Raw genomic sequence first — 24,888 nt, forward strand, 5'->3', positions numbered from 1 at the left:
GACGAAACGCGGTTGCCTTACGGTGCTGGTTGCGGCCTTGCTTGCGGCTCTTTAGTACCCGCCCCGCGCGCTGACGTACGAACCCGCAGTGTTCTTATACGATGCCGCCAGATCTGCTGCCGCGCGGCTCAGCAAACCCGTGTCCGTTCCGACAGCGACAAACGTCGCGCCGGCCGCAAGATATTCTTCGGCGATCGCCCGATCCGGCGCCAGTACGCCCGCTGCCTTGCCCGCGCGCCGTACGCTTTCGATGCCGCCGCGAATCGCCTCGCGCACGCTGGCCTCGCCGGGTTGGCCGAGGAAGCCCATCGACGCACTCAGATCCGCGGGGCCGAAAAACACGCCATCCACGCCGTCGACAGCGGCAATCGCCGCCAGGTTGTTCATGCCTTCCACGGTCTCCACCTGAACCAGTACACAGAGTTCGTCTGCGGCGCGATTCAGGTAGTCGGGGATGCGGTTCCAGCGCGATGCGCGCGCCAATGCGCTGCCCACGCCGCGAATGCCTTGCGGCGGATAGCGCGTTGCCGCCACCGCGTCGGCCGCCTGACTTGCGGTGTCGATCATCGGCAGCAATAGCGTTTGGGCGCCGATGTCGAGCAGCTGCTTGATCAACGCGCTATCGCTTCGCACAGGACGTACCACCGGATGCGACGTATAAGCCGCGACCGCCTGTAACTGCGCGAGCGTGCTGCGCACGTCGTTCGGTGCGTGCTCGTTGTCGATCAATAGCCAGTCGAAACCGGCAGTGGCGAGCAACTCGGTCACGTAGGCGTCGGCCAGTGCCGCCCACAAGCCGAATTGCGGCGTACCTTCACGCAGTGCGCGTTTGAATGTGTTCTGCGGCAGGGACATGTGCGTGCTCAAATGAAGTTCAAACCGATGCCGCCGAGCGGACCATAATCGACGTGGAAGGTGTCGCCCGCTTTGGCGGGAATCGGGCTCGTGAATGAACCGCTCAGAATCACGTCGTTCGCATTCAGCATTTCGTCGTAAGGGGCGATCTTGTTCGCGAGCCACGCGACGCCTGTAGCCGGATGATTCAGCACGGCCGCCGCAAGCCCGCTTTCTTCGACGGCGCCGTTTTTGTAGAGCAACGCGCCGACCCAGCGAAGATCGACATCGAGCGGACGCACCGGACGCCCGCCCAGCACGATGCCCGCATTCGCCGCGAAGTCAGAGATAGTGTCGTAGACCTTGCGCGGGGCACGCGTCTCGCGGTCGAACTGCTCGATGCGCGCGTCGATGATTTCCACTGCGGGTGTCACATAAGCCGTTGCATCGAGCACGTCGAACAGCGTAACGCCCGGGCCTTTCAGGGGCCTGCTAAGCACAAACGCAAGTTCCACTTCGACGCGCGGCGCAATGAAGCGGTCCGCGCGAATGTCCTGACCGTTTTCGATAAACATGCTGTCGAGCAGCGGCGCATAGTCCGGCTCGTCGATCTGCGAAGAACGCTGCATCGCGCGCGACGTGAGGCCGATCTTGCGCCCCTTGATCACATGTCCTTCGGCGAGCTTGAGGTTCACCCATTCGCGCTGGATCGCGTAACCGTCTTCGACAGTCATCTGCGGATAAGCCGCGGAAAAGTGGCGCAATTGCGTGCGTGTTTTCTCCGCGTTGTCGAGTTGTGCGGCGAGCTCGCGAATGGTTTGTTGGTCTAGCATGATGAGTTCTCTATTGAGCCGCTGTCAGTGTGTTCCGGCTCGCTACTGCGCTTTGAGCCGCGCGTGCAGGTTGTTATGCTTCCAGGTGCCGGCTTCGCTGAATTCGTTGATTTCGAGCGATAGCGCTAGTCCGCTTTGTTCAAACTCATTGGCGAAGTGCTGTTTGATGAGCGCGAAAAGTGCATCGCCCGTTGCCTTCTTCGTGGCATCGGAGCGGCCCGCAGCGATCTTCAGGTTTGCGTGGAGAAATGCTGCGTCGGCGCGTCCGTCTGCAATGCAATAGTGTTCACACCGCAACGCGCGGACGCGAATGCCGCCAAGCGGAAAGACACGTTGTTCGTTATCGCGCTGTTCAGCAAGACATTGAGCGAGGGTATTGCAGAGGCGGCTAATACTTTCTGCATCAGCAAGATTCGCGCTGTACTCGAGTGTTAGATGCGGCACGTCAGTCTCCTTTACGCAAGTCAGGCGGTCAGTGGAGTCACTGGAAAGATCGCATTGATCTGTCCCGTACCCGAACTGCCGAAATAAGGCGTGACGACTTCCACCTTGCCGTCATAGCGGTCCCAGCCGAGCGCGCCCAGCAGCATCGCCGTATCATGCATGCCGCCTTCGCCCCAGCATTTTTCGTTGTAAAGCGGCAGCATTTCGCAGAACGTCGTCCAGTCACCGGCTTGCCACAACTCGACAACCCGGCGGTCCATCTGTTCGAGAAACGGACTCCATACTTTATGCATGAACTGCTCGGCGGTGCCGTTGTTGGCGAAATGGTGACTCAGCGAACCGCTTGCCAGAATCGCGACGGTGCCGTCGTAACGCTCTTCGATTGCCTTGCGCACCGCGAGACCGAAGCGGGCGCTCGTATCAAGGTCATGCCACATGCACCAGCCGGCTACCGACACCGCCTTGAAGTGCTGATCGCCGTTCATATAGCGCATGGGCACCAGCGTGCCGTATTCGAGTTCGAGCGTGGTCTTGCTATGCGCGCGGCTTTTCACGCCCATTTCGTTGGCCACTTCGGCAATCAGATTGCCGAGGTCCACGTTGCCCGGGTAAGCGTAGGGCATGTTCTTGATGAAATGCGGTAATTCGTTGCTCGTGTAGATGCCTTCGAACTTTGGTGCGCAATTGATGTGGTACTCGCTATTAACGAGCCAATGCACGTCGAACACGACGATCGTATCCACGCCCAGTTCGCGGCAACGCCGGCCAATCTCACGATGGCCGTCGATTGCGGGCTGACGGCAACCCTTGTGCGGACCGTCGAGCTCGGACAGATATAACGACGGCACGTGTGTCACTTTTGCTGCCAGCGCGAGTTTGCCCATCGCGGTCTCCTCTTGTTTATGTCGCGAACCGTAGTGCGGCTCGCGCTCGACATGCCGGCGTGTCAGACGCCCCAGCGTGGAATGTGATGCGAACCGAGCGACACGCAAACGTTCTTCGGTTCGAGGAACACTTCATAACTCCACGTCCCGCCTTCGCGCCCCACGCCCGATGCCTTCGTACCGCCGAACGGCTGTCGCAGGTCGCGCACGTTCTGACTGTTGACGAAGCACATGCCGGCTTCGACGGAAGCCGCCACACGATGCGCGCGCCCCGTGTTCTCCGTCCAGATGTAGCTCGACAGACCGTATGAAATGTCGTTAGCGAGTCTGATCGCATCGGCTTCGTCGTCGAACGGGATCAGGCACGCAACGGGGCCAAAGATCTCTTCCTGCGCAATACGCATGCGGTTGTCGACATCGACGAATACCGTGGGCATCACGAAGTTGCCATGACGCATGGAGTCGGGCAACCCGGGCATGTCGAGGCCGCCGCAGGCAAGCGTTGCGCCTTCTTTCGGTCCGAGTTCGATATAGCTGCGCACTTTCGCCAGGTGCCCCTGGCTGATCATCGGTCCGATAATCGTGCTGTCGGCAAGCGGATCGCCAACCGTGAGACGCTTCGCGCGTTCGATAAAGCGTTCAGCGAATTTCGCGTAAATCGAATTTTGCACGAGGATCCGCGAGCCGGCCGTGCAGCGCTCGCCGTTGTTCGAGAAGATCATGAATACGGCGGCATCGAGAGCGCGTTCGAAATCGGCGTCGTCGAAAATGACGAACGGCGACTTTCCGCCAAGTTCCATTGAAAACTTCTTGAGTCCGGCGCTCTGCACAATCCGGTTGCCCGTCGCAGTCGATCCGGTAAAGGACACCGCGTGCACGTCCGGATGCGCGACGAGCGGCTCGCCCGTTTCTTTGCCGAAACCATGCACGACGTTCAGCACACCGGCCGGGATTCCCGCTTCCAGAGCGAGATTGCCGAGCATCGACGCGGTAAGCGGCGAAAGCTCGCTCATCTTCAGAACTGCGGTATTGCCGAACGCGAGACAGGGCGCGACCTTCCACGTGGCCGTCATGAACGGTACATTCCACGGCGAAATGAGCGCGCACACGCCGACCGGATGAAAAAGCGTGTAGTTCAGATGCGTGTCGGTAGGGTACGTGTGGCCGTCCACGCGTGTGCACATCTCGGCGAAATAGCTGAAGTTGTCGGCCGCGCGCGGCACGAGTTGTTTGCGCGTCTGCGAAATGGTCTGGCCTGTGTCCTTCGTTTCGGTTTCCGATATCTCGGGAACGTTCTTCGCGATCAGCTCGCCGAGCTTGCGAATCAGCTTTGCGCGTTCCGCAGCGGGCTTGCCCGCCCATGCAGGGAATGCTTCCTTCGCGGCTCGCACCGCGGCATCGACGTCCGCCTCTGTGCCACGGGCCACTTCCGCAAGTACTTCTTGCGTCGCCGGATTGACCGTTTCGAAGTAATCTTTCGCGCCGCCTGCTTTGCCGTTGATCAGATGTTCGATTCGCATTGCGTTGTCCTTTGCTTTTTTCTGGCGGTCAGGCGCGGCCGAAGTCCGCGTCGGATGCAATCGTATTGACGAGACGGCCGAGGCCGTCTATCTCGCACACCACTTCGTCTCCCGCGTTCACATTGACAATGCCCTCGGGCGTACCTGTGAGGATCACGTCGCCGGGTGCGAGCGTCATGAAGCTGCTGAGATATTCGATCAACGCGGGAATATCGGTCACGAGATCACGCGTATTGCCGCGCTGTTGCAGCGTGCCGTTGACGAACGTACGCAACTCCAGTTGCGTGACGTCTTCAATGTCGGCGGCGTCGACGAACCATGGGCCGAGCACCGTGCCGCCGTCGCGATTCTTCACGCGCAGGTTGGGGCGGTAATAGTTTTCGAGGTAGTCGCGGATCGCGTAGTCGTTGGCGATCGTATAGCCGGCCACGTGTTGCATCGCATTGTCGCGCGTCACATGGCGCGCTCCCTGGCCTATTACGACAGCGAGTTCGCACTCGTAGTGCATGAAGGCGACGTCGGCCGGGCGGCGCGTAAAGCCCCGATGACCGAGAACCGTGCCCGGTCCCTTCAAGAAAACGAGCGGCTCTTCCTGCTTGTTGAATTGCAACTCTTTCGCGTGCTCGGCGTAATTCAAGCCGAGCGCGAAGATGGTGCCGACTTCAATGGGCGCGAGCCAGACGACCTGATCTTCGCGACACACGCGGCCGTCTGCAAGCAGCACGCCCTGTGCATGCGGATAGGCTTCGTGAATCGCTCCGGCATATGCAACACGGCCGCGCATCATGGCTGTTCTCCGTCTAATTCTTTTGAGCCGATGAACGACACGTGAAGCGTCGGCAGCGCGCCGATCGAAAGGGTCGCCGCGTCGCCGACGTGGGCAATGGGCGAGCCATGCGGAACGCCAAGCGTGATGACGTCGCCCGCCGCGAGCGTCATGAATTCGGTGACGTCGGCAAGCAGTCGCGCCACACCGCGTACCGACGAAGCGGTACTGGCCGCGAAAGCACCGGCACCGTTCAACGACACCGCGATGGCCAGATCGTCGGGATTCGCAACATGGCGCGCCGCAACAACCGCGGGTCCGACCACACAGAAGCCGTCGCGGGCGCGAAAGCGCACCGACGGTCGATAGACACTCGCATGCGGCACGCTGAGATCGGCCACGACCGTATAGCCCGCGATGTAATCGAACGCGCGCTCCACGCTAACCTGCGTTGCGGTGCGCCCAATCACGATGCCGAGCGACGCGCCTACTTCGACGCCCGGTGTATCGTCGGGTATGACAATTTGCGCGCGATGCCCCGCGAGCGTGTTGCGCGGCTTCAGATAAAGAACCGGCGCTTTCGGCGGTGATTTGTACGGCGCTGCGTGCATTGCATCGCCTAGCGCCTCCAGCGCCGCACGGTCATTGAGCAATGTTCCGTAAATCGCGCCGCTAACCGGCGGACGGCAGGCGACGCCGCGCGCGAGTATCGCCGCTGCGGCTTGCGCATCGACATCCCGAGGCAGCGCGTCGCCTTCAGGGTGCAACAGATGATCGGCAAGTACAAACATGACGTGACAGTGCCCTTGGATAGATACTTGGCATAAACACTAACATGTTAGTAGTATTGCGCTTGATATGATCCAGGGTCAATAGCCAGTCGGCTGATCGCGGGTTTTCCCTTAAGCTTCGACGGCTGCTTCCAACCATCGTCCACTATGTCTTCGTCCGCTTCCACACGAGTTTTGCACCGCAATCTGCCGATGCTGTTGCTGCGCGCCCGAGAAAAAATGATGGAGCGTTTTCGTCCATTGATTACCGCGCATGGTTTGACTGAGCAGCAATGGCGCGTGATTCGCGCGCTCAACGAGCACGGCCCGATGGAGCCGCGCCATATCTCCGACATCTGCACGATTTCGAGCCCGAGCATGGCAGGCGTGCTCGCACGCATGGAGAGCATGGAACTGGTGACGAAGGAGCGTTTCGCCGAAGATCAGCGCCGCGTGCTCGTGTCGCTAACGGACACGAGCGTCGAGCTAGTGCGCGTGATCTCGAAGGATCTGGAGGCGCACTATCGGGAGCTGGAGCGCAAGGTGGGGCCGGAGATCGTCGAGCGGGTTTATCGCGCCGTGGACGATCTGCTGGCCGGTCTGGAGGAAGAAGACGACTGAGCGGGCACGCGGCGTTGCTTACCAGCCCTGAAAACGCATCCAGGGCGTGCTGTGGCCGTCTGGCGCAACGGCGTAGTACTCGGGGAACTGCGCGCCCGTCGCGCACGCATGGTTGGGCAGAATGCGCAGTTTCATGCCGAGCGGAAAGCGTTGCGTAATGTCGCCGTTAGCTTCGTGCGCGTCTTCTTCGATCGGTGAAAGAATGCCGTGTTCCTGGTTCGCGCCGCTCACCACGTAGCCGGCAAGCGGCGTGCCGTTGAGCAGACACGGCTGACCATAGCCGAAATCGTGCGCCTGCTTCGACGTGCCGCGATCGCGGCTAAAAGCCATCCATCCGGCGTCGAGTATGGCCCAGCCTTTCTCGGGCTGATGACCGATAACAGTGGCCAGCACGCTCAGCGCAATGTCCTCGAGCGCACAAACGCCGACGTTGTGCATGACGAGATCGAAGAATACATAGACGCCCGCCCGCACCTCGGTCACGCCATCCAGCTGTGTGGCCGCGAGCGCCGTGGGCGTGGAGCCGACACTGACCTGCGGGCAAGGGATGCCAGCCTCGCGCAAGCGCTGCGCCGCGCGAACACAGCCGGCGCGCTCCTGTTCCGCCAGCGCGGCGAGCGCTTCTGGGGTGTCGAGTTCGTAACTGGAACCCGCGTGCGTCATGACACCGCCGACCGTCATGCCGTTCTCGTGCAGAATCCGGCCGACGTCGAGCAAGCTCTCGTGCTCCGGCGTGATGCCTGAGCGGTGCCCGTCGGTGTCTACTTCGATCCATACCTCGAACGTCGCGCCGTGTTGATCGCCGAACGCGGCGATGGCCGCTGCCGCGGTCGGGTTGTCCACCACCAGCTTGAGATCGCAGCCCTGGCGGCGCAGCGCCAAGGCTCGCGGCAGTTTCGAAGGCGCGATGCTGACTGCGTAAAGAATGTCATTCACGCCGGCGGCATGGAACGCTTCGGCTTCCTTTAGCGTGGAGACAGTGATGCCGCGCGCGCCGGCCGCAATTTGCGCCCGCACGACGTCGATACATTTGGTGGTCTTTACATGCGGACGGAACGCGACGCCGAGCGTGTTCATATGCGCCTGCATACGCGCAATGTTCTTTTGCATCCGGCCGATGTCGATCAGGGCCGCGGGCGTTTCGATCTGTTCGAGTTTCATGCTTTCACCGGGAAATGGGCGGGATTTGGAGGATACGGCTCAAGCCCGTGGGAGCGGGACACCAGGCGCCAATTATAAAGTCGGCATGCGGCGCGAAACTTCAGTGGATCGAATTCATAGATTCAGTCTGGCTTAATGCGAGATTCGCCACGGCGGCAGTGGCCGGAATCTCGCCTGCAAGTGCTGCATGAAAGTTCGTGTACGCGCGGGCAAGCCAGCACGTTGATGGGTGAGCGCGATGACGTTCGCGTCCGGAGTTTTCCACGCGGGCAGCAGGCGCACGAGCCTTCCTTTCGCGATGTCGTCCGCTACGTCCCATTCGGAGCGCAGGATCACGCCGCGGCCTTCGCATGCCCATTGACGGATCACGTCGCCGTCGTTGCAGCTCAAGTGCGACGAAACGCGTACGCTACGGCGCGTGCGGCCTCGGCTGAACTGCCAGAGGGTGACGTCTTCGTTATTCTCACGCAGCACGATACAGGGCATCCCGGCGAGGTCGTCGGGCGACTCGGGCGCGCCGATACGCGTGACGAGCGCGGGCGCCGCGCATACGAAGCGCGCGTTCGGGGCGATCGTGTAACCCACGCGGTTGGATATCGGCAGGTCGCCGATATGCACGACGATGTCGAAGCGTTCAGCCGTTTCCATGAGCGGCTGGTCCGACAGCGTCAACGCGACGTCGATATCCGGATGCTGCTGCTGAAAGTCGGCAATCGCGGGCGCCACGTGCCGCCGCCCGAAACCGAGCGGCGCGTTGACTTTCAATGTGCCGACGAGGCCGCCGCGGCGCATCTGCAGATCTTCGAATAGTGTATCGAACTGCTGAACCAGTTCCGCGCCACGCTCGCAGAGCAGCGTACCTTCTTCGGTAAATTGAAGGCGGCGCGCGCTGCGATTGAGCAGTTGAGCACCGAGCTTCTTCTCCAGTTGTTGCAGACGCTGCGTAATTGCCGAAGGTGACAGCCCCAACTTTCGCGCCGCGGCGACGAGGCTGCCGCTTTCGCGTATGGTCAGCAGGAAGCGTATATCGGCGGAATCGTTCATGAAGGTGCTGTTTTCAGTCCTGGACCCTGGAGCTTAATGCGTTTGTCCGCACGCTTCCAGTGGCGGTGCAGGATGAAAGGTAAAGTGGTGCTTCTGTAACGCAGACGACAGCTCTAAACGCTACAGTATGCGCAGATGATTCCCTACCGCTTTCACTAAAGAGAACACCGATGCCGTTGTCACATGAGGTCGACGCCGCTCCGAAAAGTGCCCTGAAACAGGGCGTATTTTTGCACACCGGGTGGCGGAGCGCAGGCACCTGGGTGTGGTCCCGTCTTCGAGCGCTCAACGCTGTAACCGCCTTTTACGAGCCGCTCAGCAACGTACTGGCTGATTTGAGTCTCGCCGATGTCGCCGCAAGCCGTCCTACGCTGACCTCCGGACATCCGCCGCTCGATGCCCCTTACTTCGACGAGTACACGCCCTTTCTGCAAGAAGGCGCGCGCGGCGTGGCAGGCTACAGCAGGCAATTCAGCATTGACCGTTTTGGTGACTTGCCGGATGCCGGATTCCCCGCGCTGCACGCGTATTTACGCAACTTGTGCGAGCACTCGACGCGGCAAGGCAGCGTGCCGGTGTTCAAGTTCTGCCGGTCATCAGGAAGGTTGCCGTGGCTCAGACACGCCTTTCCCGATGCAATGCATGTGGGTGTGTTGCGCAATCCCGCTTCGCAATTTGCTTCTGGCTGGCTCCTCAACCAGCAGTGGCGTAATCCGTTTTTTGTGGCCGCGCCTTTTCGCGTGCTCGGATTGAATCGTGCGGAACCCGTGGTGAAGCAGGTTATCGACATGTGCGATGTAAAGTTGCCGCCCGCCACGCCGGCTTCCGACGACGCCTACGCCATGGCCTGCGAACAGTACGCACGCAGCGCGGAAGGCAATAATGCATACCGCGCATTCGTCGCGCTGTGGGTTCTTTGCGCGTGGCGAATGGGGCAAGGAGTCGATCTGCTCATCGACATGGACCAGCTTGGGCAGTCGCGCGAATACGCAACTCGTCTGCGGGCGAGCTTCGAGGCGCAGAGCGGCTTGTCGCCCGATTTCAGCGGCGCGCGCGATCTGGTCGAGGAAACGCGACGCAACGCGGCGCGCATCGGCGCGATAGACGGCGGCTCGATGCGCGCGGTACATTCCGCAGCGCTAAAATTTCTCAAGGCGCAAAGCGGTATGGAGGCAGCCCTTATCGAACGAGTGCGCGAGCAAATGGTCCTCGCTAACGAGTTGACTGCGCAATGGCGTTAAACGCGCATTGTTCTTCTGCCTAAGAAGCCACGGCCTTTTTCGATTCCGCCATTGTTTCTGCCCTCAGCCGGTCGTAGCTGGTCTTGTCGAGCGGCACCGCGCCCGGCTGGCCCAGATCGGACAGTTTGACCCGGTAGTTCTCCCGCGCGCTCCATGCGGTCACCGCCGCAATGATCGTGATGCCGAACGTGATCGCTCCAATCGTGAGCGGAACATTGTGCGATCCTGGCGGCGCGACATACGCAAATAGTGCGGGCAGCAGCGCCGTAATCGTCGTCCCGATGTTCTGCCCGATCGCCATCGCGGAGACGCGCGAGCGGGTCGGAAAAAGTTCTGGATAGAAGCTCGGGAATGTGGCGTTATAGCCCTGGTAGACGATGCCCCACATCAGGATCGACATGACGATCGCGAGCGCTACGTTGTGGATACTGATCGCATAGAGGTACGCAAAAGAGAGAAGCCCCGCGCCGAGTGCGCCGACAATGATCGGCAGGCGTCGCCCAATCCGGTCCGACAGATTGCCCACGTACGGGATCACGAGCACGGCCACAATGTTGCCGATCACCGGAATCCATAGATAGACGCTTTTCGAAAAGCCGATACCGTACGCGGCCTGCACCGCATAGGCAGCGCCGAAAATCGTCGCAACCACGGGAATCACGTTCATCAGCGAGCAGCCCACCACACGCAGCATGTCGACCCAGTTGTAGCGGAACGCCTCGGCAATCGGCGACTTCGGCACGCCGCCGCTCGCGTCTTCTTTGGCGAAAGCGGGCGTTTCCTCGACCTCGCGCCGGATAATATAGCCAGCCACCAGCACCACGGCACTCAGTAGAAATGGAATACGCCAGCCCCACGAATTGAAAGAACTCTCCTCCATGAAATAGGCGAGCGGCAGAAACACGGCAGCAGCGAGAATCTGTCCGGCCTGCACGCCTTGCAGCGTGAAACTGGCGTAATAGCCGCGTCGTCCAAATGGCGCATGTTCGAGAATCATCGAGCTCGCGCCCGAGATTTCGCCGGCGACCGCAAAGCCCTGAATCAGACGAAGCACGACGAGCAGCGCCGGTGCAAGCAGGCCGACATGCTGATAGGTGGGCAGGAAGCCCACGGCCATCGTCGAAAAGCCCATCAGGAACATGCAGAGCAGCAGAACGTTCTTGCGGCCATGCGTGTCGCCCCAATGTCCGAGCACGAACGCGCCGATTGGCCGTGCGACATAACCCACACCGTAAGTGGCGAGCGAGGCGACGATCGCGATCTTTGGATTGCCGGACGGAAAAAACAGCTGAGGAAAGATCAGCGCCGCTGCCTGCGCATAAATGAAGAAATCGTAGTATTCGAGTGCCGAGCCGATCCAGCCACTGGCGGTTGCCTTGCGCGCCTGCCCGCGATGCTTGCGGTCATCCACCGATACATTCGTTGTCATGTTGCGCCTCCTCACCTGATTTTTGGGTGACCAGCTTCTGCGGCTGCCTCATTTGGCGACCGGCGGGCCAACTATGCAACCAGGATTTGTACGACGGGGTCAAGATTGCGGCAAACGCATGCTGCGATGCCGCAGAACGCAAAACGCCGCCGGTTACATGCAGTGCGCCCAGCACAGTTGCCGCGCAAAAAACAATACAGTGAGGCGCGGTTCTGTTTTGCTGTATCGGGAATATGCGACGCAGCGTGGATACAGTTGACGGACTCCAATCCGTCTGTCCGCCCGGTCCGTATGCCGCGGCACATCCCGAATCCGAGGTAATCAATGAACGCAGCAAACGAACAAGCGAAACTTTCGGTGCAGCAGATCGGCCACTATATCGGCGGGGTTGCGGTCGACCCTGCCAGCGGCCGCTTCAAGGAAGTGTTCAATCCCGCGACGGGTCAGGTGACAGGAGCGGTCGCGCTTGCGTCGATTGAGGAAGTGGATGCTGCAGTGCAATCCGCGAAAGCCGCCTTCGCCGCGTGGAGCGAAACCGCGCCGCTCAAGCGCGCACGCATCCTGTTCAAGTTCAAAGAACTGCTCAACAAGCACCACGACGAACTCGCGATGCTCATTACGCGCGAGCACGGCAAGGTGTTCACGGACGCGCAAGGGGAGGTCGTGCGTGGCATCGAAGTGGTCGAATTCGCGTGCGGCATTCCGAATCTGCTGAAGACCGATTTCACCGACCAGATCGGCGGCGGCATCGACAACTGGAATCTGCGCCAGCCGCTCGGCGTGGTCGCGGGCATCACGCCGTTCAATTTCCCTGTCATGGTGCCCATGTGGATGTTCCCCGTGGCGCTGGCTTGCGGCAACACCTTCGTGCTGAAACCGTCGGAACGCGATCCTTCGGCGTCGCTGCGCATTGCGGAACTGTTGAAAGAAGCCGGTTTGCCGGACGGCGTGTTCAATGTGGTCAACGGCGACAAAGTGGCCGTCGATGCACTCATCGAACATCCGGATGTCGCCGCACTGTCGTTCGTCGGTTCGACTCCGATCGCCGAGTACATCCATACGGAGGCCTCGAAGCGCGGCAAGCGCGTGCAGGCTCTCGGCGGCGCCAAGAATCACCTCGTGGTGATGCCCGACGCCGATCTCGACCAGGCCGTGGACGCGCTGATCGGCGCAGCATACGGATCGGCCGGCGAGCGTTGTATGGCAATTTCGGTGGCGGTGGCAGTGGGTAATGTCGCCGACAAGCTGATCGAAAAGCTGGTGCCGCGCGTCAAGTCGCTCGTGATCAAGAACGGCGAGAACCTCGACGCTGAAATGGGCCCGCTCGTGACCGCGGAGCACAAGGCGAAAGTCGCGGGCTATATCGCATCGGGCGAAGAAGAGGGCGCGACGCTCATCGTGGACGGCCGCGCGCATCCGGTCGCGAACGAAGCAGGCTTCTTCATTGGCGGAACGCTGTTCGACAATGTCGGCACGCAAATGAAGATCTATAAGGAAGAGATCTTCGGCCCAGTGCTTGCCGTGGTGCGAGTGCCCGATTTCGCAAGCGCGGTGGAACTCATCAACGCGCATGAGTTTGGTAACGGCGTGTCGCTCTTTACGTCGGACGGCGGTGTGGCGCGCGCTTTCGGCCGGCAAATCCAGGTGGGTATGGTCGGCATCAATGTGCCCATTCCGGTGCCAATGGCGTGGCACTCGTTCGGTGGATGGAAGAGGTCGCTATTCGGCGATCATCACGCGTATGGCGAAGAAGGCGTGCGCTTCTATACACGTTACAAGAGCATCATGCAGCGCTGGCCGGATAGCATCGCAAAGGGTGCCGAGTTCACGATGCCGGTCGCGAAGTAACTCGCGCTACACACCTGATGAAGACTCTTCTTCCGCTTCATCCAGGACGGCGTTTTGTACGGCTATCGCGGGACTCACATAAGGCGGTGCCTGGCGTGGCTCGTCAATGCTGTAGCGCAGACGTCCCGCGTCGACATACACGCGAAAGCCCCTGTATTTGACGAGGTAAAGCAAGCCCACGAGCGCGGCGGCGAAGCCCGACGCCGCGCCCACGCCGAGCGCCCAGCGCGGGCCGAAACGGTCCGCGACCCAGCCGACCACGGGCGCGCCAAGCGGAGTGCCCCCGAGCGCAATGGCGAGCAGGATCGCGATCACGCGGCCACGCATGGCAGGCTCCGTGGAGAGTTGCACGAGACTGTTGGTGGACGTGTTGAAGGTTTGCGTCGACACGCCGATGAAGGCGAGCATCACGCCGAAGAGCACATAGTTCGGCATCAGCGAAGCTGCCGTGCAGCCCACACCGAAGACTGCCGCGGCGCCGAGCAGCAACGCCATGCGCGGTTGCGCGCGGCGCGCGGCCAGCAGCGCGCCGGTGACGGAACCGATCGCCATGGTCGAACTCAACACGCCGTATTCGCCCGCGCCCGCATGAAATGCGGTGACGGACATCGTCGAAATAAAAATAGGGAAGTTAAGTCCGAACGTGCCGATCAGGAACTGCATGAGCAGCGCCGCCTTCAGATCGGGGCGCTTCCATACGTAGCGGAAACCTTCCACGAAGCTGCCACGCGAGCGCATTGCGCGAGGCTTTGCATGTAGCTCGCGAGCGCGCAACATGCGCAACGCGCCGAGGACGGCGATAAACGAGAGCGCGTTGATCAGAAACACCCAGCCCGTTCCGACCGACGCGATCAGCAGACCCGCCACCGCCGGACCGATCATTCGCGCGGCATTGAACGACGTGGAGTTCAGCGCGACCGCATTGGAAAGATCGCTTTCGCCGACGAGGTCCGACACGAAAGTCTGACGCGCGGGCGAATCGAATGCGGTTACGCAGCCGAGCAGTCCTGCGAAAACGTAGACCTGCCAGAGTTGCACGAGGCCGGTAATCGTAAGCAGCCCAAGGCCGAGCGCGAGACTGCCCATGGCCGCCTGCGTGACGAACAGGAGCTTGCGACGGTCGAAATGATCGGCCGCATAGCCGGTGAGCGGCAGCAAAAGCATTTGCGGCCCGAACTGCAGCGACATCACGATACCCACGGAAGTCGCGTTGTGTTGCGTGAGTTCCGTGAGGACGAGCCAGTCCTGCGCGGTGCGCTGCATCCATGTACCGACGTTGGAAACGATCGCACCACTCGCCCACACACGGTAATTGAAGTTGCGCAGCGAACGGAACGTACTGCTCACCGGAATTTATCTCCTACGAATGTCTGGATGGTGTCTGGCCTGCAGCGCATGCTCATGCGCGCGTTTGTTCGAGCATGTCGAGCACTTCCTGCGTGGTGCCCGTTTCGCCGAGCCGCGGGAAGATTCGCGTGAGGCTGTTCGTGTGAGCGTCCAGGTGCAGGTCGGTCATCGCGTCGACAGCAAACGCGATGTTCAGACCTAGCTCGTGGGCGAAACGCGCGGTTGATTCAACGCCGACGCTGGTCGCCACACCCGCCAGCACGATTTGCGTCACGCCTTGCTCGCGCAGATACGCTTCGAGATCAGTATTCGTGAACGCGCCCCACGTGCGTTTCGTCACCAGATGATCTGACTCCTGCCGGTTCAGTTCGGGCACGAGATCGGCAAAACCCGCGGGGAAATTGCCGGTAGGACGCGCCTGCTCCGCGCGCCCCGGCGCGCCGCCCGCCACGTTCACGAGTACGACGGGCAGACCGTGGCGGCGAAACGCGTGGGCTAATTGGGCTGCGCGCGCGACCACTTCAGCCGTGGGATGAGCGGTGGGCATTGCGACGATGCCTTGCTGTAAGTCGATCACCACCAGTGCGGTCTTTGCGTCGAGCGTGGTCAGTGCCATGTGAGCTCCAGTTCTGGTTTGCGTGAGAATTACGATTCAGTCAGGCGTTTGAGCAATTCGACGCCAGCGGCAAGTTGCTGCTGCTCGGCTGCCGAAAAGCGCGTCTGGATAGTGCGAAACAGCCAGTCTTCGCGTGCGGCGCGACTTGCCTTGATCTTCTTGCGGAAGGCGGGCGTGAGCGAAAGAACGGTTTGCCGGCCGTCGTTCGGATCGGGCGCGCCGCTCACTAGCCCTGCGGCTTTCAAAACAGAAAGCGTCTCGCCCATGGATTGCGGACGCATGCCCTGGGTGCGCGCGAGTTCGGTGACCGTTGCGGGGCCGTCGCGCTCAAGCAGGCCGAGAACCTGTATCTGCGAAGGCGTGAAATCGCCCAGATGCGCCTCTTCGCGCAGACGGCGACGCAGCTTGCCGGTCAGCACCCGCAGGTCTTCGGCGAGTGTGTGAAGCGAATCGGAGTCGAGCGGCGGATCGTTCTTGCCCATGTGTGCCAGCAGAAAGCCAGACGAATATATGAAGGTAACCTGTGTAGGCTACCTTCATATATGGCACGGGTCAAGTGGACCGTCAGTCTCTCAGGCGGTTGGCACACGGTGCGGCCGCGGCGCGACCGGCGTTCTGCTACGCGTGTCTTTCTGTTCTTCTTCCGCGCGAATGATCGCGAGCAATTGTTCGAGCCGCATCGGACGGCCGGTCAGGAAGCCTTGAACCACATCGCAACGCGCGTCGCACAGCCATTCGAGTTGCGCCTGATACTCGACGCCTTCCGCGACGACCAGCAGGCCGAAGCTATGCGCCATCGAAATGATCGCGGTGACGATGGGCTGACCGCCATTGGGCAATGGACAGATGAAACTGCGGTCGATCTTGATGCTGTGCACGGGAAAAGACTGCAGGTATGACAGCGACGAGTAGCCTGTGCCGAAGTCGTCGAGCGAGAGGCGCACGCCGGCGGCGCGCAATTCCTGCATTGCCTGAATGCCCACCGACATATTGGACATCAATTGGCTCTCGGTCAGTTCGAGTTCGAGCAGCGAAGCGGGCAGGCCGCTTTTTTTCAGCGCGGTGCAGACTTCGTCTGTGAAGCCCTCGGTTCGCAGTTGGCGTGCGGAGATGTTCACGGCCACATGCACGCCTGCGTTCGTGCCGGCATTCCAGTTCGCGGCGTCGCGGCAAGCGCGCCACAAGACCCAGCGGCCAAGCGCGACGATCAGATCGCTGTTTTCCGCAATCGGAACGAATTCGGCCGGCAAAATGGGGCCTTCCGTCGGATGCGTCCAGCGGACCAGCGCCTCCGCGCCGAGCAGGCGGCCGGAAAGGCAATCGAATTGCGGCTGATAGACAATGTCGAGCCCGTCCTGTTCGAGCGCCTTGCGCAGTTCGGCTTCGATGCGCGCGCGCCGTTGCGCCTCGGCCGTCATCTCGCTCTGAAACTCGACGGCAATGCTCTTGCCCCTGCTTTTAGCCGAATACAGCGCAATATCCGCATTGCTCACCAGCTCCGCGATTTCGGCGGTGTCCTCGGGATAAACGCTGAAGCCTACGCTTGCCGATACGGCCGACTCAATACCGTGCAGAACAAATGGGCGTGACAGGTTGCGTGCGACGCGGCCCGCAGTCGCGCGTGCGCGAACCCGGCTTGCATCGGGCCCGAGCACGATAGCGAATTCGTCGCCGCCGATTCGGCTCACCAGGTCGTGAGGCCGGACGACGTTGCGCAACGCCTCGGCGACCTGTTTGAGCAGTTCATCGCCGGCGCCATGGCCCAGCGTATCGTTGACGGTCTTGAAGTTGTCGAGGTCCACCATCATCAGCGCGACGCGCTTGTTGGCGGCGCTTGCCTTGTGCAGGCGCATCTTCAGTTCATCGTAGAACGCACGGCGGTTAGGCAGGTCCGTCAGCGGATCGGTCGAGGCGAGATATTCGAGGTCTTTCTCCGCGCGCGACACACGCTCGCGCATGCGCTTCATGACGAGCGATGCGATCCATACCGAACACAGCGACGCGCCAATGAGAAAGCAGCCGTACTGGGCAAGCTGCATTTTTATCGCGTCAGTTGCTGCTACGACGACGATGCTGCCGAGCAACCGGTCGTTATGAATGATGGGCGCCGCGACGAAGATGTCTTCGAGTGAAAGACGGCGCGAGTTGCCCACGTTCTCGAGCGTGCCTTCTTCGTAGTCAGCGCGGCGGAGCCCGGGGCGCGCATAGCGCACGAACAGTTCTCCATCTGGCGTATAGACGGTTGCGCTCTCGACATGCGGAACCTTGCGAAGCGAGCCGAGTATTTCAGCCGTCGCCTCGCGGTCGCCGAACATGGCAGAGGCGGTCAGATTCTCCGCGAGCACCGATGCCTGCATGCTGACGTCGTCGGTCAGCGACGCGCGCAACGAAAGCGCCTGATAGATCAGCAGCACGACACTCGAAATAAGCAGCGCGATCGCCACGCCGACCAGGTTCACATGTTCGCGTGGCCATGCAAGCCGTGACCATGCGGAGAAACTTTTCATAGAACCGTCCTCGCGAGGCGCATGAGTTTCGAACTGAGCGTGATGCGCCGGCGTGAAGCCTCGCTAACGTTGATATCGAACTTCAGATGATCGCCGTCGCGCACGAGGCGAATCACCCAGCCCTGCTCGGTGGTGTCGACCTCGCTCACGATCACGACGGGCGCGTCAGATGTCAGCAGCGCCTTGACTGCCGCGCTCAATGGAGTGTTCGCAGTTAACACGACGAGGTGGCAGTCGGCGGCTTTTTCCGTGCGAGGCAGCGGCCGAACGCGCCATCCCTGTTTGCCCGCACGCTTGCCGTCGAGTTTGGTGAGTGCCTGACCGAGCGGGCTCTCCTGATCCACGCATACCGAGAGCAGATTGTCCGCCGAACGTCCCGCTGGCCAGTCGGTGAACTGCGCGAAGTTGAAGATGTAGGCCGCCTCGAGCGCGGACAGGTCCACCTGCGCATCGACTGATGTCTGCACGATCAGAGGCGACGCGAACACGAAACACGCCGCTATGGTCCTGATGTGAACGCGATTCATGTCAGAACCCGTAGACGGCCTTGAACACGAAGGTCCGGCTTTGCTGCGCAACTGTCTCCTGGGTGAAGCCCGGACCCACTGGGTCGGCGTACCGTTTATCGGTCAGGTTATAAATGGAAAACGACAGGTCCGCACCGCGAATCAGCCGGCGCGAACTTAGCGTCACGTTCGCGAGGCAGAAACCGCCGGTTTCGCCGACCGCGGCCAGTCGCGTGGACGTGCACTGCACTTCGAGTCCCGATACCAGCGCATTCGCGAAGAAGGGCACCGCCACATTGGCCTTCGCGAGATGCTTCGGCGAATTCTGGAGTGCGGCCCCCGTGTTGGAGTCATGAGCTATCTGGTACGAATAGCTGGCGCGCACCCGCGTGCCTGCCATTTGTTGCTCATAGGCGAGTTCCGCGCCTCGCGCGGTGGCGCGATCGACGTTGCGGAAGATATAAAGACCGGAGCTCTGCTGTGTCGTCGAGATCAGCTCGCGCGCGTTGTACTGGAACAGCGAGAGTGTCGCGCGGGCCATCGCGGACACGGCTCTTTCATATACGAGTTCGGTCGTCGCGATATGCTCTGCCTTCAGCGATGAATTACCCAACTGGCCGTCGGCGCCGCCTACCGCGTAGTACATCTCGTATGCGTTCGGCGCGCGATAGGCCTCGCCGTACAGCAGCTTGAACGTATCGCGCGGAGTCAGCTTGTAGATGAGTCCGATGCGCGGACTCAGGTTGCCGCCCGAGGCCGTCTGCTGGTCGTAACGCAAGCCAGCATTCAGCGTGAAATTCGCGGGCAACGTGATTTCGTCTTCGATATAGACACCGGCGCGGTTGCCGCTGTGATGGTCGTCGAGCAATTGCGCATACGGGTCGACGTTGTAGTTGTACTGGTTCAGGCGCGCGTCTCGGGTGAAGTCCGTACCGATCACAATCCGATGTTTGTCGATCGACGACACGGTCGCGTGCACGTCGGCGCCGTACCAGAGCGCGTGGCTGCCGTCGACATTGGCCACATACGGTTGCGGACCGTAGACCGACGGCATCCGGTAGTCGTAGCGGCCCCAGTACACTTGCGATGCCAGCGTCACGCCGTCGGCAAGCAAATGCTGGTACGAGAGATCCAGATAGCTTCGTGTGTCCGTCACGCTGAAAGGCGCATTGAACACCGCGCCGTACGGCGCATCGGGCACGCCCTTCGTGCGGTTTCCGTAAATGAACGTGAGGCGGAAATCGCCATACGCGGCCTTGCCGAGGAAGTTCTGCGCGCGGTCGTAGTCGAGCCGGTTGGCGACGCCGTTGTTCTGCTCGGGCGTGTCGAATGCCGGGTAGTACAGATCCTGACCGCTGCGTCCATACGACGTCGCGGAAACAAGAATGTCGGCACCGTGCGCACCATGCCAGCCGTATGACGCACGCGCCTTTTTCTCGCCGAAGCTCCCCACCGCGACGGCGGCTTCCGCGCCCGCCAGATCGCTGCCGGTTTTGGTGATCACGTTGATCACGCCGAAAAGCGCGTTCGCGCCGTACATAGCCGAACCCGGGCCCGGCACATACTCGATGCGCTTCACAAGATCCATGTCGAGCGGGAAGTCCGTGCCGATGGGCGCCTGACCGTATACGCCGTCGTTCGTACGCATGCCGTCGATCAGCAGCAGAAACCGGCTGTTGTAATCGCCAGGTCGCTGAAAGCCGCGAGAGCCGAGGTATTCATATGAGCGGTCGTTTGTCACATACAGGCCCGGCAACGACGCGAGTGCATCGGCAAGCGTGCGCCAGCCGAACTGACTGATGTCTTCGGCGGTAAGAACGACCACGGCGGCCGGTGCGTCGGTAACCGACTGATCGAAACGTGACGCCGTGCTGACAGTGACCTGCATCAGCGCCTCCAATGGCATCGCCGCCAACTCCTCTGTGTCCGGGGTCGAAGCTGCGCTCGCGCGAGGCTCGTTACCGGCGACAGCTGCCGGCGAACAGAGCGTTGCCAATCCCGCGACAGAGCAAGCGACCAGGCGTTGAGAAAGGAAAAAAGAAGCGCGCGTAGTTGAAACCATGACAGCCGGTAAATCGGGAACGCTCCTTCAAAGTGGATCGTCACCTGTTTGTTATCGGCGCGAGTAAGGGAAGCTTGAATCGCCGTGAGTCTTCGCGTTGTGCGCTGGCTGGCTTCACAGCGGCAGGGACAGGCTTGTAAAAGGGAATAGGGATATCCACCGTTTTGGGCCATGCATGGCGCGAAAAACCGGGAGCCCATGCCGCGTGCATGAGCTTTTCCAAATCGTCGAATAGCGCGTGGCGCATGGATTTCGGCGGTATCGAACGGAGGCCGTGTGAAGTCGCGGCACGCGGCTTGCTGTAGTAGCCGTTTTTACCGCCGCCCTCACTGTCATGCAACAAACTTTCAATTCCAGAACTCTCGGCTCCATGCGACAGGCGATGATCGAACGTGATCTCGCCCATATCGAACAGGTTCTCGTGCGCTCGCATGCAAGTGCCCGCGACAATTCAGCTTTTCCGCTCAGCTACTGGCACGAGCGTCTGAGTCGCATCAAAGACGGCGGCCAGCTGTGGGGCGTACATCTTCGCAAGATCGACACCCTGCAGCGTCTGCTCAACGGCGCATTGCCGCAAAGTTAAACCACTCGTCCGACACTGAAACGCGCGCCTCCAACGCATAGGCGCGCGTCATGACTTACCCTGGTTGCGCCAACGCGCACGTCCATGTAACGGCGCGTTTTTGACGTCGGGCACAGCCTCGATGCTCTCGATACGCGCGATGCGCTATTCGTACTTCGCTTGTATCCGCCGTTTCTCTCTCCGCATCCGCCGTTCTCGTCCCTGTTCCTCTCTCTTGCGCGCCGGCTTCCATCGGCTCACTCCCGTCTACTACCGATGAGTTCTCCTCGGGCTTTCACGCGGCGCGCTTCTTGCGGCGTGACGACAACGCATGCCGGGGCTCCGGCTGCGCGGCCAGTGTTGTGCACCCTAGTGCGCGCAAACCACGGAGAGCAAACATGGAAACAGGAAAAGTGGAAGGGGCAGTGAAGGAAATAGGCGGCAAGGTGCAGGAGGCGGCGGGCGAGATGCTCGGCGACACCGGAACCCAGATGGCCGGCACCGCCCGCGAACTAAGCGGCAAGGCTCAACAGGTGTGGGCGGATCTCACGGACGTCGTGCGCGAGACGACCACGGAGCGGCCGTTCACTGCGCTCGCGATTGCGGCGGCCGCGGGTTTCATTCTCGGCGCGCTGCGCTCGGCAACCGCCCGCGACGTTCGCGGCGACAGGGATTACCGTTAGATACGGTTGACACAGAGTCGATTGCATCGTTCGGATCAAGCGCTCGTCGCCGGTTCACGCAACCGGTGGCGAGCGCCCGTGACGGCAATTGCTGGCGGGAGATACAGGATGTCAATACATACCAAAGTGAGCCAGTGGCGCAACGTGGCGCGTTTCTGTTCCAGTCGGGCGGTGGACTACGCCGAACTTCTGGCACTCGAACTGGAGGAGGCGAAAGGGCGGTTGGTGCGCGAAGTCATCGCGATGGTCGTGCTGGCGGTCGCTGCCATGTTCACCCTCTCTTTTCTGTGCGTGGCCATCATCGTGACGGCGTGGAACACGCCTTACGTCATTTCTGTTGCGTGGGGTGTTGCGGCCGCATGGCTCGTCATATCGATCGCCACCTTCGCGATGATGAAGGCCCAGAAGCCCGTCGAGCCGTTGCATGTGCTGCGCGACGAAGTGTCCCATGACCTGGAAGCCCTGAAGGACGCCCTGAAATGAAACACGATCCAGCCTGGCATCAGGAACGCCGCGCGGCGATCCTTCAGCGCATGGCCGCCTCTCGCGCGCGCCTGCTGTCTGCAAATCTGGCGTTGCACACACCTCGGCGAACCACGATAGCGGGTGTGCCGGCCGTCAACGCAATGAGTTCTCTTGCCGACACGCCTTACCTGGCACTGGTGCTCGCGGCCGGTCTTGCGGCCGTGCTTCTCGGGCCGCGCAAAGCGATTGGAACGCTCGCACGCACAAGCGTGATGGCGTGGCTCACGAGGACCGCGCGCAGTGTGTTTCAGCGCTAGCGCGATGTGACGCTTTCATGCCGGCGCCATCGACTCCACGTGCGATGCGGCGACTATTGCGCGGTACGAGACCGCGCGGCACGCGGGATGCGCATGTGTTCGCGTTTCACCCGCGAGTAGTTTAACCGTTCAGTGTGGAGGCTATATGAAGGCGCTTAGATGGCATGGCAAGAAAGACATCCGCTGCGACACTGTGCCCGATCCGAAGATCGAACATCCGCGCGACGCGATCATCAAGGTGTCGAGTTGCGCGATATGCGGCTCCGACCTGCATCTTTACGACGGCTTCATGCCCGGCATGGAGTCCGGCGACATCATGGGCCACGAATTTATGGGCGAGGTGATGGAAGTCGGCAAGGAGAACAGCGCGCTGAAGGTGGGTGACCGCGTGGTCGTGCCGTTCACCATCATCTGCGGCGAATGCGATCAATGCAAACGCGGCAACTTTTCCGTGTGCGAACGGAGTAATCGCAACAAGGACATTGCCGACAAGATGTTCGGCCATACCACGGCGGGCCTGTTCGGCTACACGCATCTGACGGGCGGTTATCCTGGCGGGCAGGCCGAATTCGTACGCGTGCCGTTTGCGGACAAAACGCATGTGAAGATTCCGGACGGTCTGAGCGACGAGCAGGTGCTTTTCCTCGGCGACATTTTCCCGACCGGCTGGCAGGCTGCGGTGCAATGCGATATCGAGCCCACCGATACCGTCGCGATCTGGGGCGCCGGTCCGGTCGGGCAAATGGCGATTCGCAGCGCCGTACTGCTCGGCGCAAAGCAGGTCATTGCGATCGACTGCGTACCCGAGCGCCTTTCGATGGCGCGCGCGGGCGGCGCCGTCACGATCGACTTCAAGGAAGAGAGCGTCCTCGAACGGTTGAAGGAACTGTCGGGCGGCAAGGGGCCGGAAAAATGTATCGACGCTGTCGGCATGGAATCGCACGCAACGCGTTCGGTCGACTCCATGTACGACCGCGCAAAGCAGGCCGTAATGCTCGAAACCGACCGGCCGCACGTGCTGCGCGAGATGATCTACGTTTGCCGTCCTGCGGGAACGTTGTCGGTGCCGGGCGTCTACGGCGGTCTGGTGGACAAGATTCCGTTCGGTGCGTCGATGAACAAGGGCCTGACATGGCGCATGGGACAGACGCACGTCAACCGCTGGACCGACGATCTGTTGCGGCGAATCCAGGAAGGGCAGATCGACCCGTCGTTCGTTATCACGCACACGGTTTCGCTCGATGAAGGCCCGCGCATGTACAAGACGTTCCGCGACAAGGAAGACGGCTGCATCAAGGTCGTGCTCAAACCTTGACGCGTCGGGCAGTAATCGTCGCGGCACAGGCGCTGTCTGTTATTTCACGTGAGCTGCGCTGACGTGGCTCCCCAGAAGGAAGGTGATGTAAATGGATTCCCGTACTGAACCGAAGCAGGAGAGCTCTCGCGCTCTGAAGGAACGACTGCCGCAACCGGATTCGATCGCGCGCGGCCTCGGGTGGTACAGCATTGCGCTCGGCCTCGCAGAACTGGTCGCGCCGCGCATGATGGCTCGCGTGGCAGGTGTCGAGACAGGACCCGGCACCATGCGCTTCTATGGTTTGCGCGAGCTTGCGTGCGGCGTCGGCATACTGGCGTCGCGCGATCCGCGGCCGTTCTTGTGGGCGCGCGTGGGCGGCGATGCACTCGACCTTGGCACGCTCGCGCTGTCGTCGAACAAGTGGAGCGCACGCGACCGGCAACGGGCGGCAGCCGCGGCCATGAACGTGGTCTGCGTCACGGCGCTCGACGTGTATGCCGCCAGTTGTGCGGAGAGTGCGCCGCGTTTGCCGTCGGCGGACTATAGCGACCGCACCGGTTTTTCCAGCTCGCCCGAGCAGATGCGCGGTGCCGCGCTCGCGGACTTTGAAACGCCACGCGACATGCGCACGCCGGACGCGCTTGCGCCCTATACGCGCGGCGATCAGTCGTCGACGACGGGTCAGCGCCTGCGTGCGGGAAGCGCGACTAGCGCCGCATAAGCCTTCGCATCGGCGTGGAAAGCGTGCCCTCCGCGACGGAGGGCACGCTTGATTCCGCGTTGAGTTTGCGCGCTATATCGGCTTGTCTTGCACGGTGTATTTGCAGACCATCGGGTAATGCGAGCAACACGCGAACAGCGTCACGCCGACAAATCGCCCTTGCTGGTTGGATGGCCTTCGGCGCCACCCGGTTCGAGATCGGGGTCCACGTGATCGTGCTCAGGGGTGTACGGCCCTTCAGAGGGGTGATCTTTTCCTTTCGGAACGAGAGTCGGGTCGATGCTTCCATGCTCCCGCTCTTCCACTGTGCCGTCGGATTTGATCTTGACGTCTCCATCACCCAGCTTCTCGCGCCGCTGGTCCGCGCGTTCCACGGGATCGGACGGTTCCTGGTTCATGCTTTTCTCCTC

General features: G+C 61.3%; 27 protein-coding genes. 9 read left to right on the plus strand and 18 right to left on the minus strand.

The annotated features are described in order from the left end of the window. Positions 1–51 precede the first annotated feature (51 nt). The 7 genes from hpaI to SB753_RS16470 form a co-directional block, all read right to left on the minus strand. The gene (hpaI, locus tag SB753_RS16440) at positions 52–855 is read right to left on the minus strand and encodes a 4-hydroxy-2-oxoheptanedioate aldolase (RefSeq protein ID WP_410800767.1); all 804 of its coding nucleotides are present in this window, start codon (positions 853–855) and stop codon (positions 52–54) included. A gap of 8 nt (positions 856–863) precedes the next feature. After that, complete coding sequence (gene hpaH, locus SB753_RS16445) at positions 864–1,667, minus strand: 2-oxo-hept-4-ene-1,7-dioate hydratase (RefSeq protein ID WP_027777645.1); 804 nt, start codon at positions 1,665–1,667, stop codon at positions 864–866. Between the two features lie 42 nt (positions 1,668–1,709). Further along, on the minus strand, positions 1,710–2,111 hold the full coding sequence (locus SB753_RS16450) for a 5-carboxymethyl-2-hydroxymuconate Delta-isomerase (RefSeq protein WP_088173386.1): 402 nt from the start codon (positions 2,109–2,111) through the stop codon (positions 1,710–1,712). Positions 2,112–2,131: 20 nt separating this feature from the next. Beyond that, positions 2,132–2,995, minus strand: coding sequence for a 3,4-dihydroxyphenylacetate 2,3-dioxygenase (gene hpaD, locus SB753_RS16455; RefSeq protein ID WP_410800770.1), 864 nt, complete (start codon positions 2,993–2,995; stop codon positions 2,132–2,134). Between the two features lie 62 nt (positions 2,996–3,057). After that, positions 3,058–4,515, minus strand: coding sequence for a 5-carboxymethyl-2-hydroxymuconate semialdehyde dehydrogenase (gene hpaE, locus SB753_RS16460; protein ID WP_410800772.1), 1,458 nt, complete (start codon positions 4,513–4,515; stop codon positions 3,058–3,060). 28 nt (positions 4,516–4,543) lie between these two features. Then, the gene (locus SB753_RS16465) at positions 4,544–5,302 is read right to left on the minus strand and encodes a fumarylacetoacetate hydrolase family protein (RefSeq protein ID WP_288828132.1); all 759 of its coding nucleotides are present in this window, start codon (positions 5,300–5,302) and stop codon (positions 4,544–4,546) included. Next, positions 5,299–6,072 carry a fumarylacetoacetate hydrolase family protein gene (locus SB753_RS16470; protein ID WP_410800774.1) on the minus strand — a complete coding sequence of 258 codons (774 nt, stop codon included), beginning with the start codon at positions 6,070–6,072 and terminating at the stop codon, positions 5,299–5,301. The genes SB753_RS16465 and SB753_RS16470 overlap by 4 nt, the downstream gene beginning before the upstream one ends. A 192-nt stretch (positions 6,073–6,264) precedes the next feature. On the opposite strand from SB753_RS16470, the gene hpaR reads away from it, so the two are divergent. Beyond that, positions 6,265–6,672 (plus strand): homoprotocatechuate degradation operon regulator HpaR, encoded by a 408-nt coding sequence (gene hpaR / locus SB753_RS16475; protein ID WP_020068300.1) that lies wholly within the window; start codon positions 6,265–6,267, stop codon positions 6,670–6,672. A gap of 18 nt (positions 6,673–6,690) precedes the next feature. Here hpaR and SB753_RS16480 read toward each other — a convergent pair whose 3' ends face one another. Together SB753_RS16480 and SB753_RS16485 are read right to left on the minus strand one after the other, a co-directional pair. Next, a complete protein-coding gene (locus tag SB753_RS16480) occupies positions 6,691–7,833 on the minus strand; it encodes a DSD1 family PLP-dependent enzyme (RefSeq protein ID WP_410800776.1) in 1,143 nt (380 codons plus the stop codon). A 132-nt stretch (positions 7,834–7,965) separates the two neighbouring features. After that, positions 7,966–8,877: a LysR family transcriptional regulator gene (locus SB753_RS16485; RefSeq protein WP_410800778.1), complete on the minus strand. Its 912-nt coding sequence runs from the start codon at positions 8,875–8,877 to the stop codon at positions 7,966–7,968. A gap of 170 nt (positions 8,878–9,047) precedes the next feature. Here SB753_RS16485 and SB753_RS16490 point away from each other — a divergent pair, with 170 nt between their 5' ends. Continuing rightward, positions 9,048–10,118: a hypothetical protein gene (locus SB753_RS16490; RefSeq protein WP_410800780.1), complete on the plus strand. Its 1,071-nt coding sequence runs from the start codon at positions 9,048–9,050 to the stop codon at positions 10,116–10,118. Between the two features lie 19 nt (positions 10,119–10,137). On the opposite strand, the gene SB753_RS16495 is transcribed toward SB753_RS16490, so the two are convergent. Next, on the minus strand, positions 10,138–11,547 hold the full coding sequence (locus SB753_RS16495) for an MFS transporter (RefSeq protein ID WP_020068304.1): 1,410 nt from the start codon (positions 11,545–11,547) through the stop codon (positions 10,138–10,140). A 324-nt stretch (positions 11,548–11,871) separates the two neighbouring features. Between SB753_RS16495 and SB753_RS16500 the strand changes: the two genes are divergently transcribed. Continuing rightward, positions 11,872–13,395 carry a CoA-acylating methylmalonate-semialdehyde dehydrogenase gene (locus SB753_RS16500; RefSeq protein WP_020068305.1) on the plus strand — a complete coding sequence of 508 codons (1,524 nt, stop codon included), beginning with the start codon at positions 11,872–11,874 and terminating at the stop codon, positions 13,393–13,395. Positions 13,396–13,401: 6 nt separating this feature from the next. Here SB753_RS16500 and SB753_RS16505 read toward each other — a convergent pair whose 3' ends face one another. From SB753_RS16505 to SB753_RS16535, 7 genes are all read right to left on the minus strand, one after another. Further along, positions 13,402–14,742: an MFS transporter gene (locus tag SB753_RS16505; protein WP_408172215.1), complete on the minus strand. Its 1,341-nt coding sequence runs from the start codon at positions 14,740–14,742 to the stop codon at positions 13,402–13,404. Positions 14,743–14,794: 52 nt separating this feature from the next. Further along, entirely contained in the window at positions 14,795–15,358 is a 564-nt protein-coding gene (locus tag SB753_RS16510; protein ID WP_020068307.1) for an isochorismatase family protein, read from the minus strand. 29 nt (positions 15,359–15,387) lie between these two features. Beyond that, on the minus strand, positions 15,388–15,840 hold the full coding sequence (locus SB753_RS16515) for a MarR family winged helix-turn-helix transcriptional regulator (RefSeq protein WP_087753818.1): 453 nt from the start codon (positions 15,838–15,840) through the stop codon (positions 15,388–15,390). A 90-nt stretch (positions 15,841–15,930) separates the two neighbouring features. Next, on the minus strand, positions 15,931–17,865 hold the full coding sequence (locus tag SB753_RS16520; protein ID WP_410800782.1) for a putative bifunctional diguanylate cyclase/phosphodiesterase: 1,935 nt from the start codon (positions 17,863–17,865) through the stop codon (positions 15,931–15,933). After that, complete coding sequence (locus SB753_RS16525; protein ID WP_410800784.1) at positions 17,862–18,392, minus strand: YfiR family protein; 531 nt, start codon at positions 18,390–18,392, stop codon at positions 17,862–17,864. The genes SB753_RS16520 and SB753_RS16525 overlap by 4 nt, the downstream gene beginning before the upstream one ends. Before the next feature lies 1 nt (position 18,393). Continuing rightward, positions 18,394–20,433, minus strand: a complete 2,040-nt coding sequence (locus SB753_RS16530; RefSeq protein WP_410800786.1) for a TonB-dependent receptor plug domain-containing protein — start codon at positions 20,431–20,433, stop codon at positions 18,394–18,396. A gap of 40 nt (positions 20,434–20,473) precedes the next feature. Further along, complete coding sequence (locus SB753_RS16535; RefSeq protein WP_410800788.1) at positions 20,474–20,839, minus strand: hypothetical protein; 366 nt, start codon at positions 20,837–20,839, stop codon at positions 20,474–20,476. On the opposite strand from SB753_RS16535, the gene SB753_RS16540 reads away from it, so the two are divergent. The 6 genes from SB753_RS16540 (at position 20,816) to SB753_RS16565 (ending at position 24,478) form a co-directional block, all read left to right on the plus strand. After that, a complete protein-coding gene (locus SB753_RS16540) occupies positions 20,816–21,016 on the plus strand; it encodes a hypothetical protein (RefSeq protein ID WP_020068313.1) in 201 nt (66 codons plus the stop codon). The two genes, SB753_RS16535 and SB753_RS16540, sit on opposite strands and share 24 nt — an antisense overlap. Before the next feature lie 377 nt (positions 21,017–21,393). Further along, the gene (locus SB753_RS16545) at positions 21,394–21,678 is read left to right on the plus strand and encodes a CsbD family protein (protein ID WP_020068314.1); all 285 of its coding nucleotides are present in this window, start codon (positions 21,394–21,396) and stop codon (positions 21,676–21,678) included. Between the two features lie 108 nt (positions 21,679–21,786). After that, entirely contained in the window at positions 21,787–22,161 is a 375-nt protein-coding gene (locus tag SB753_RS16550; RefSeq protein ID WP_020068315.1) for a phage holin family protein, read from the plus strand. After that, positions 22,158–22,460 carry a hypothetical protein gene (locus tag SB753_RS16555; RefSeq protein ID WP_020068316.1) on the plus strand — a complete coding sequence of 101 codons (303 nt, stop codon included), beginning with the start codon at positions 22,158–22,160 and terminating at the stop codon, positions 22,458–22,460. Before SB753_RS16550 ends, SB753_RS16555 begins: the two co-directional genes overlap by 4 nt. 145 nt (positions 22,461–22,605) lie before the next feature. Next, complete coding sequence (locus tag SB753_RS16560; RefSeq protein ID WP_410800790.1) at positions 22,606–23,775, plus strand: zinc-dependent alcohol dehydrogenase; 1,170 nt, start codon at positions 22,606–22,608, stop codon at positions 23,773–23,775. A 91-nt stretch (positions 23,776–23,866) separates the two neighbouring features. Further along, complete coding sequence (locus SB753_RS16565; protein ID WP_410800792.1) at positions 23,867–24,478, plus strand: hypothetical protein; 612 nt, start codon at positions 23,867–23,869, stop codon at positions 24,476–24,478. A 140-nt stretch (positions 24,479–24,618) separates the two neighbouring features. Here SB753_RS16565 and SB753_RS16570 read toward each other — a convergent pair whose 3' ends face one another. Continuing rightward, positions 24,619–24,876, minus strand: coding sequence for a hypothetical protein (locus SB753_RS16570; protein ID WP_020068319.1), 258 nt, complete (start codon positions 24,874–24,876; stop codon positions 24,619–24,621). Positions 24,877–24,888: the final 12 nt, after the last annotated feature.

The organism is Paraburkholderia sp. SIMBA_053 (assembly GCF_046534895.1).
Taxonomy (GTDB): Bacteria; Pseudomonadota; Gammaproteobacteria; order Burkholderiales; family Burkholderiaceae; genus Paraburkholderia; species Paraburkholderia caledonica.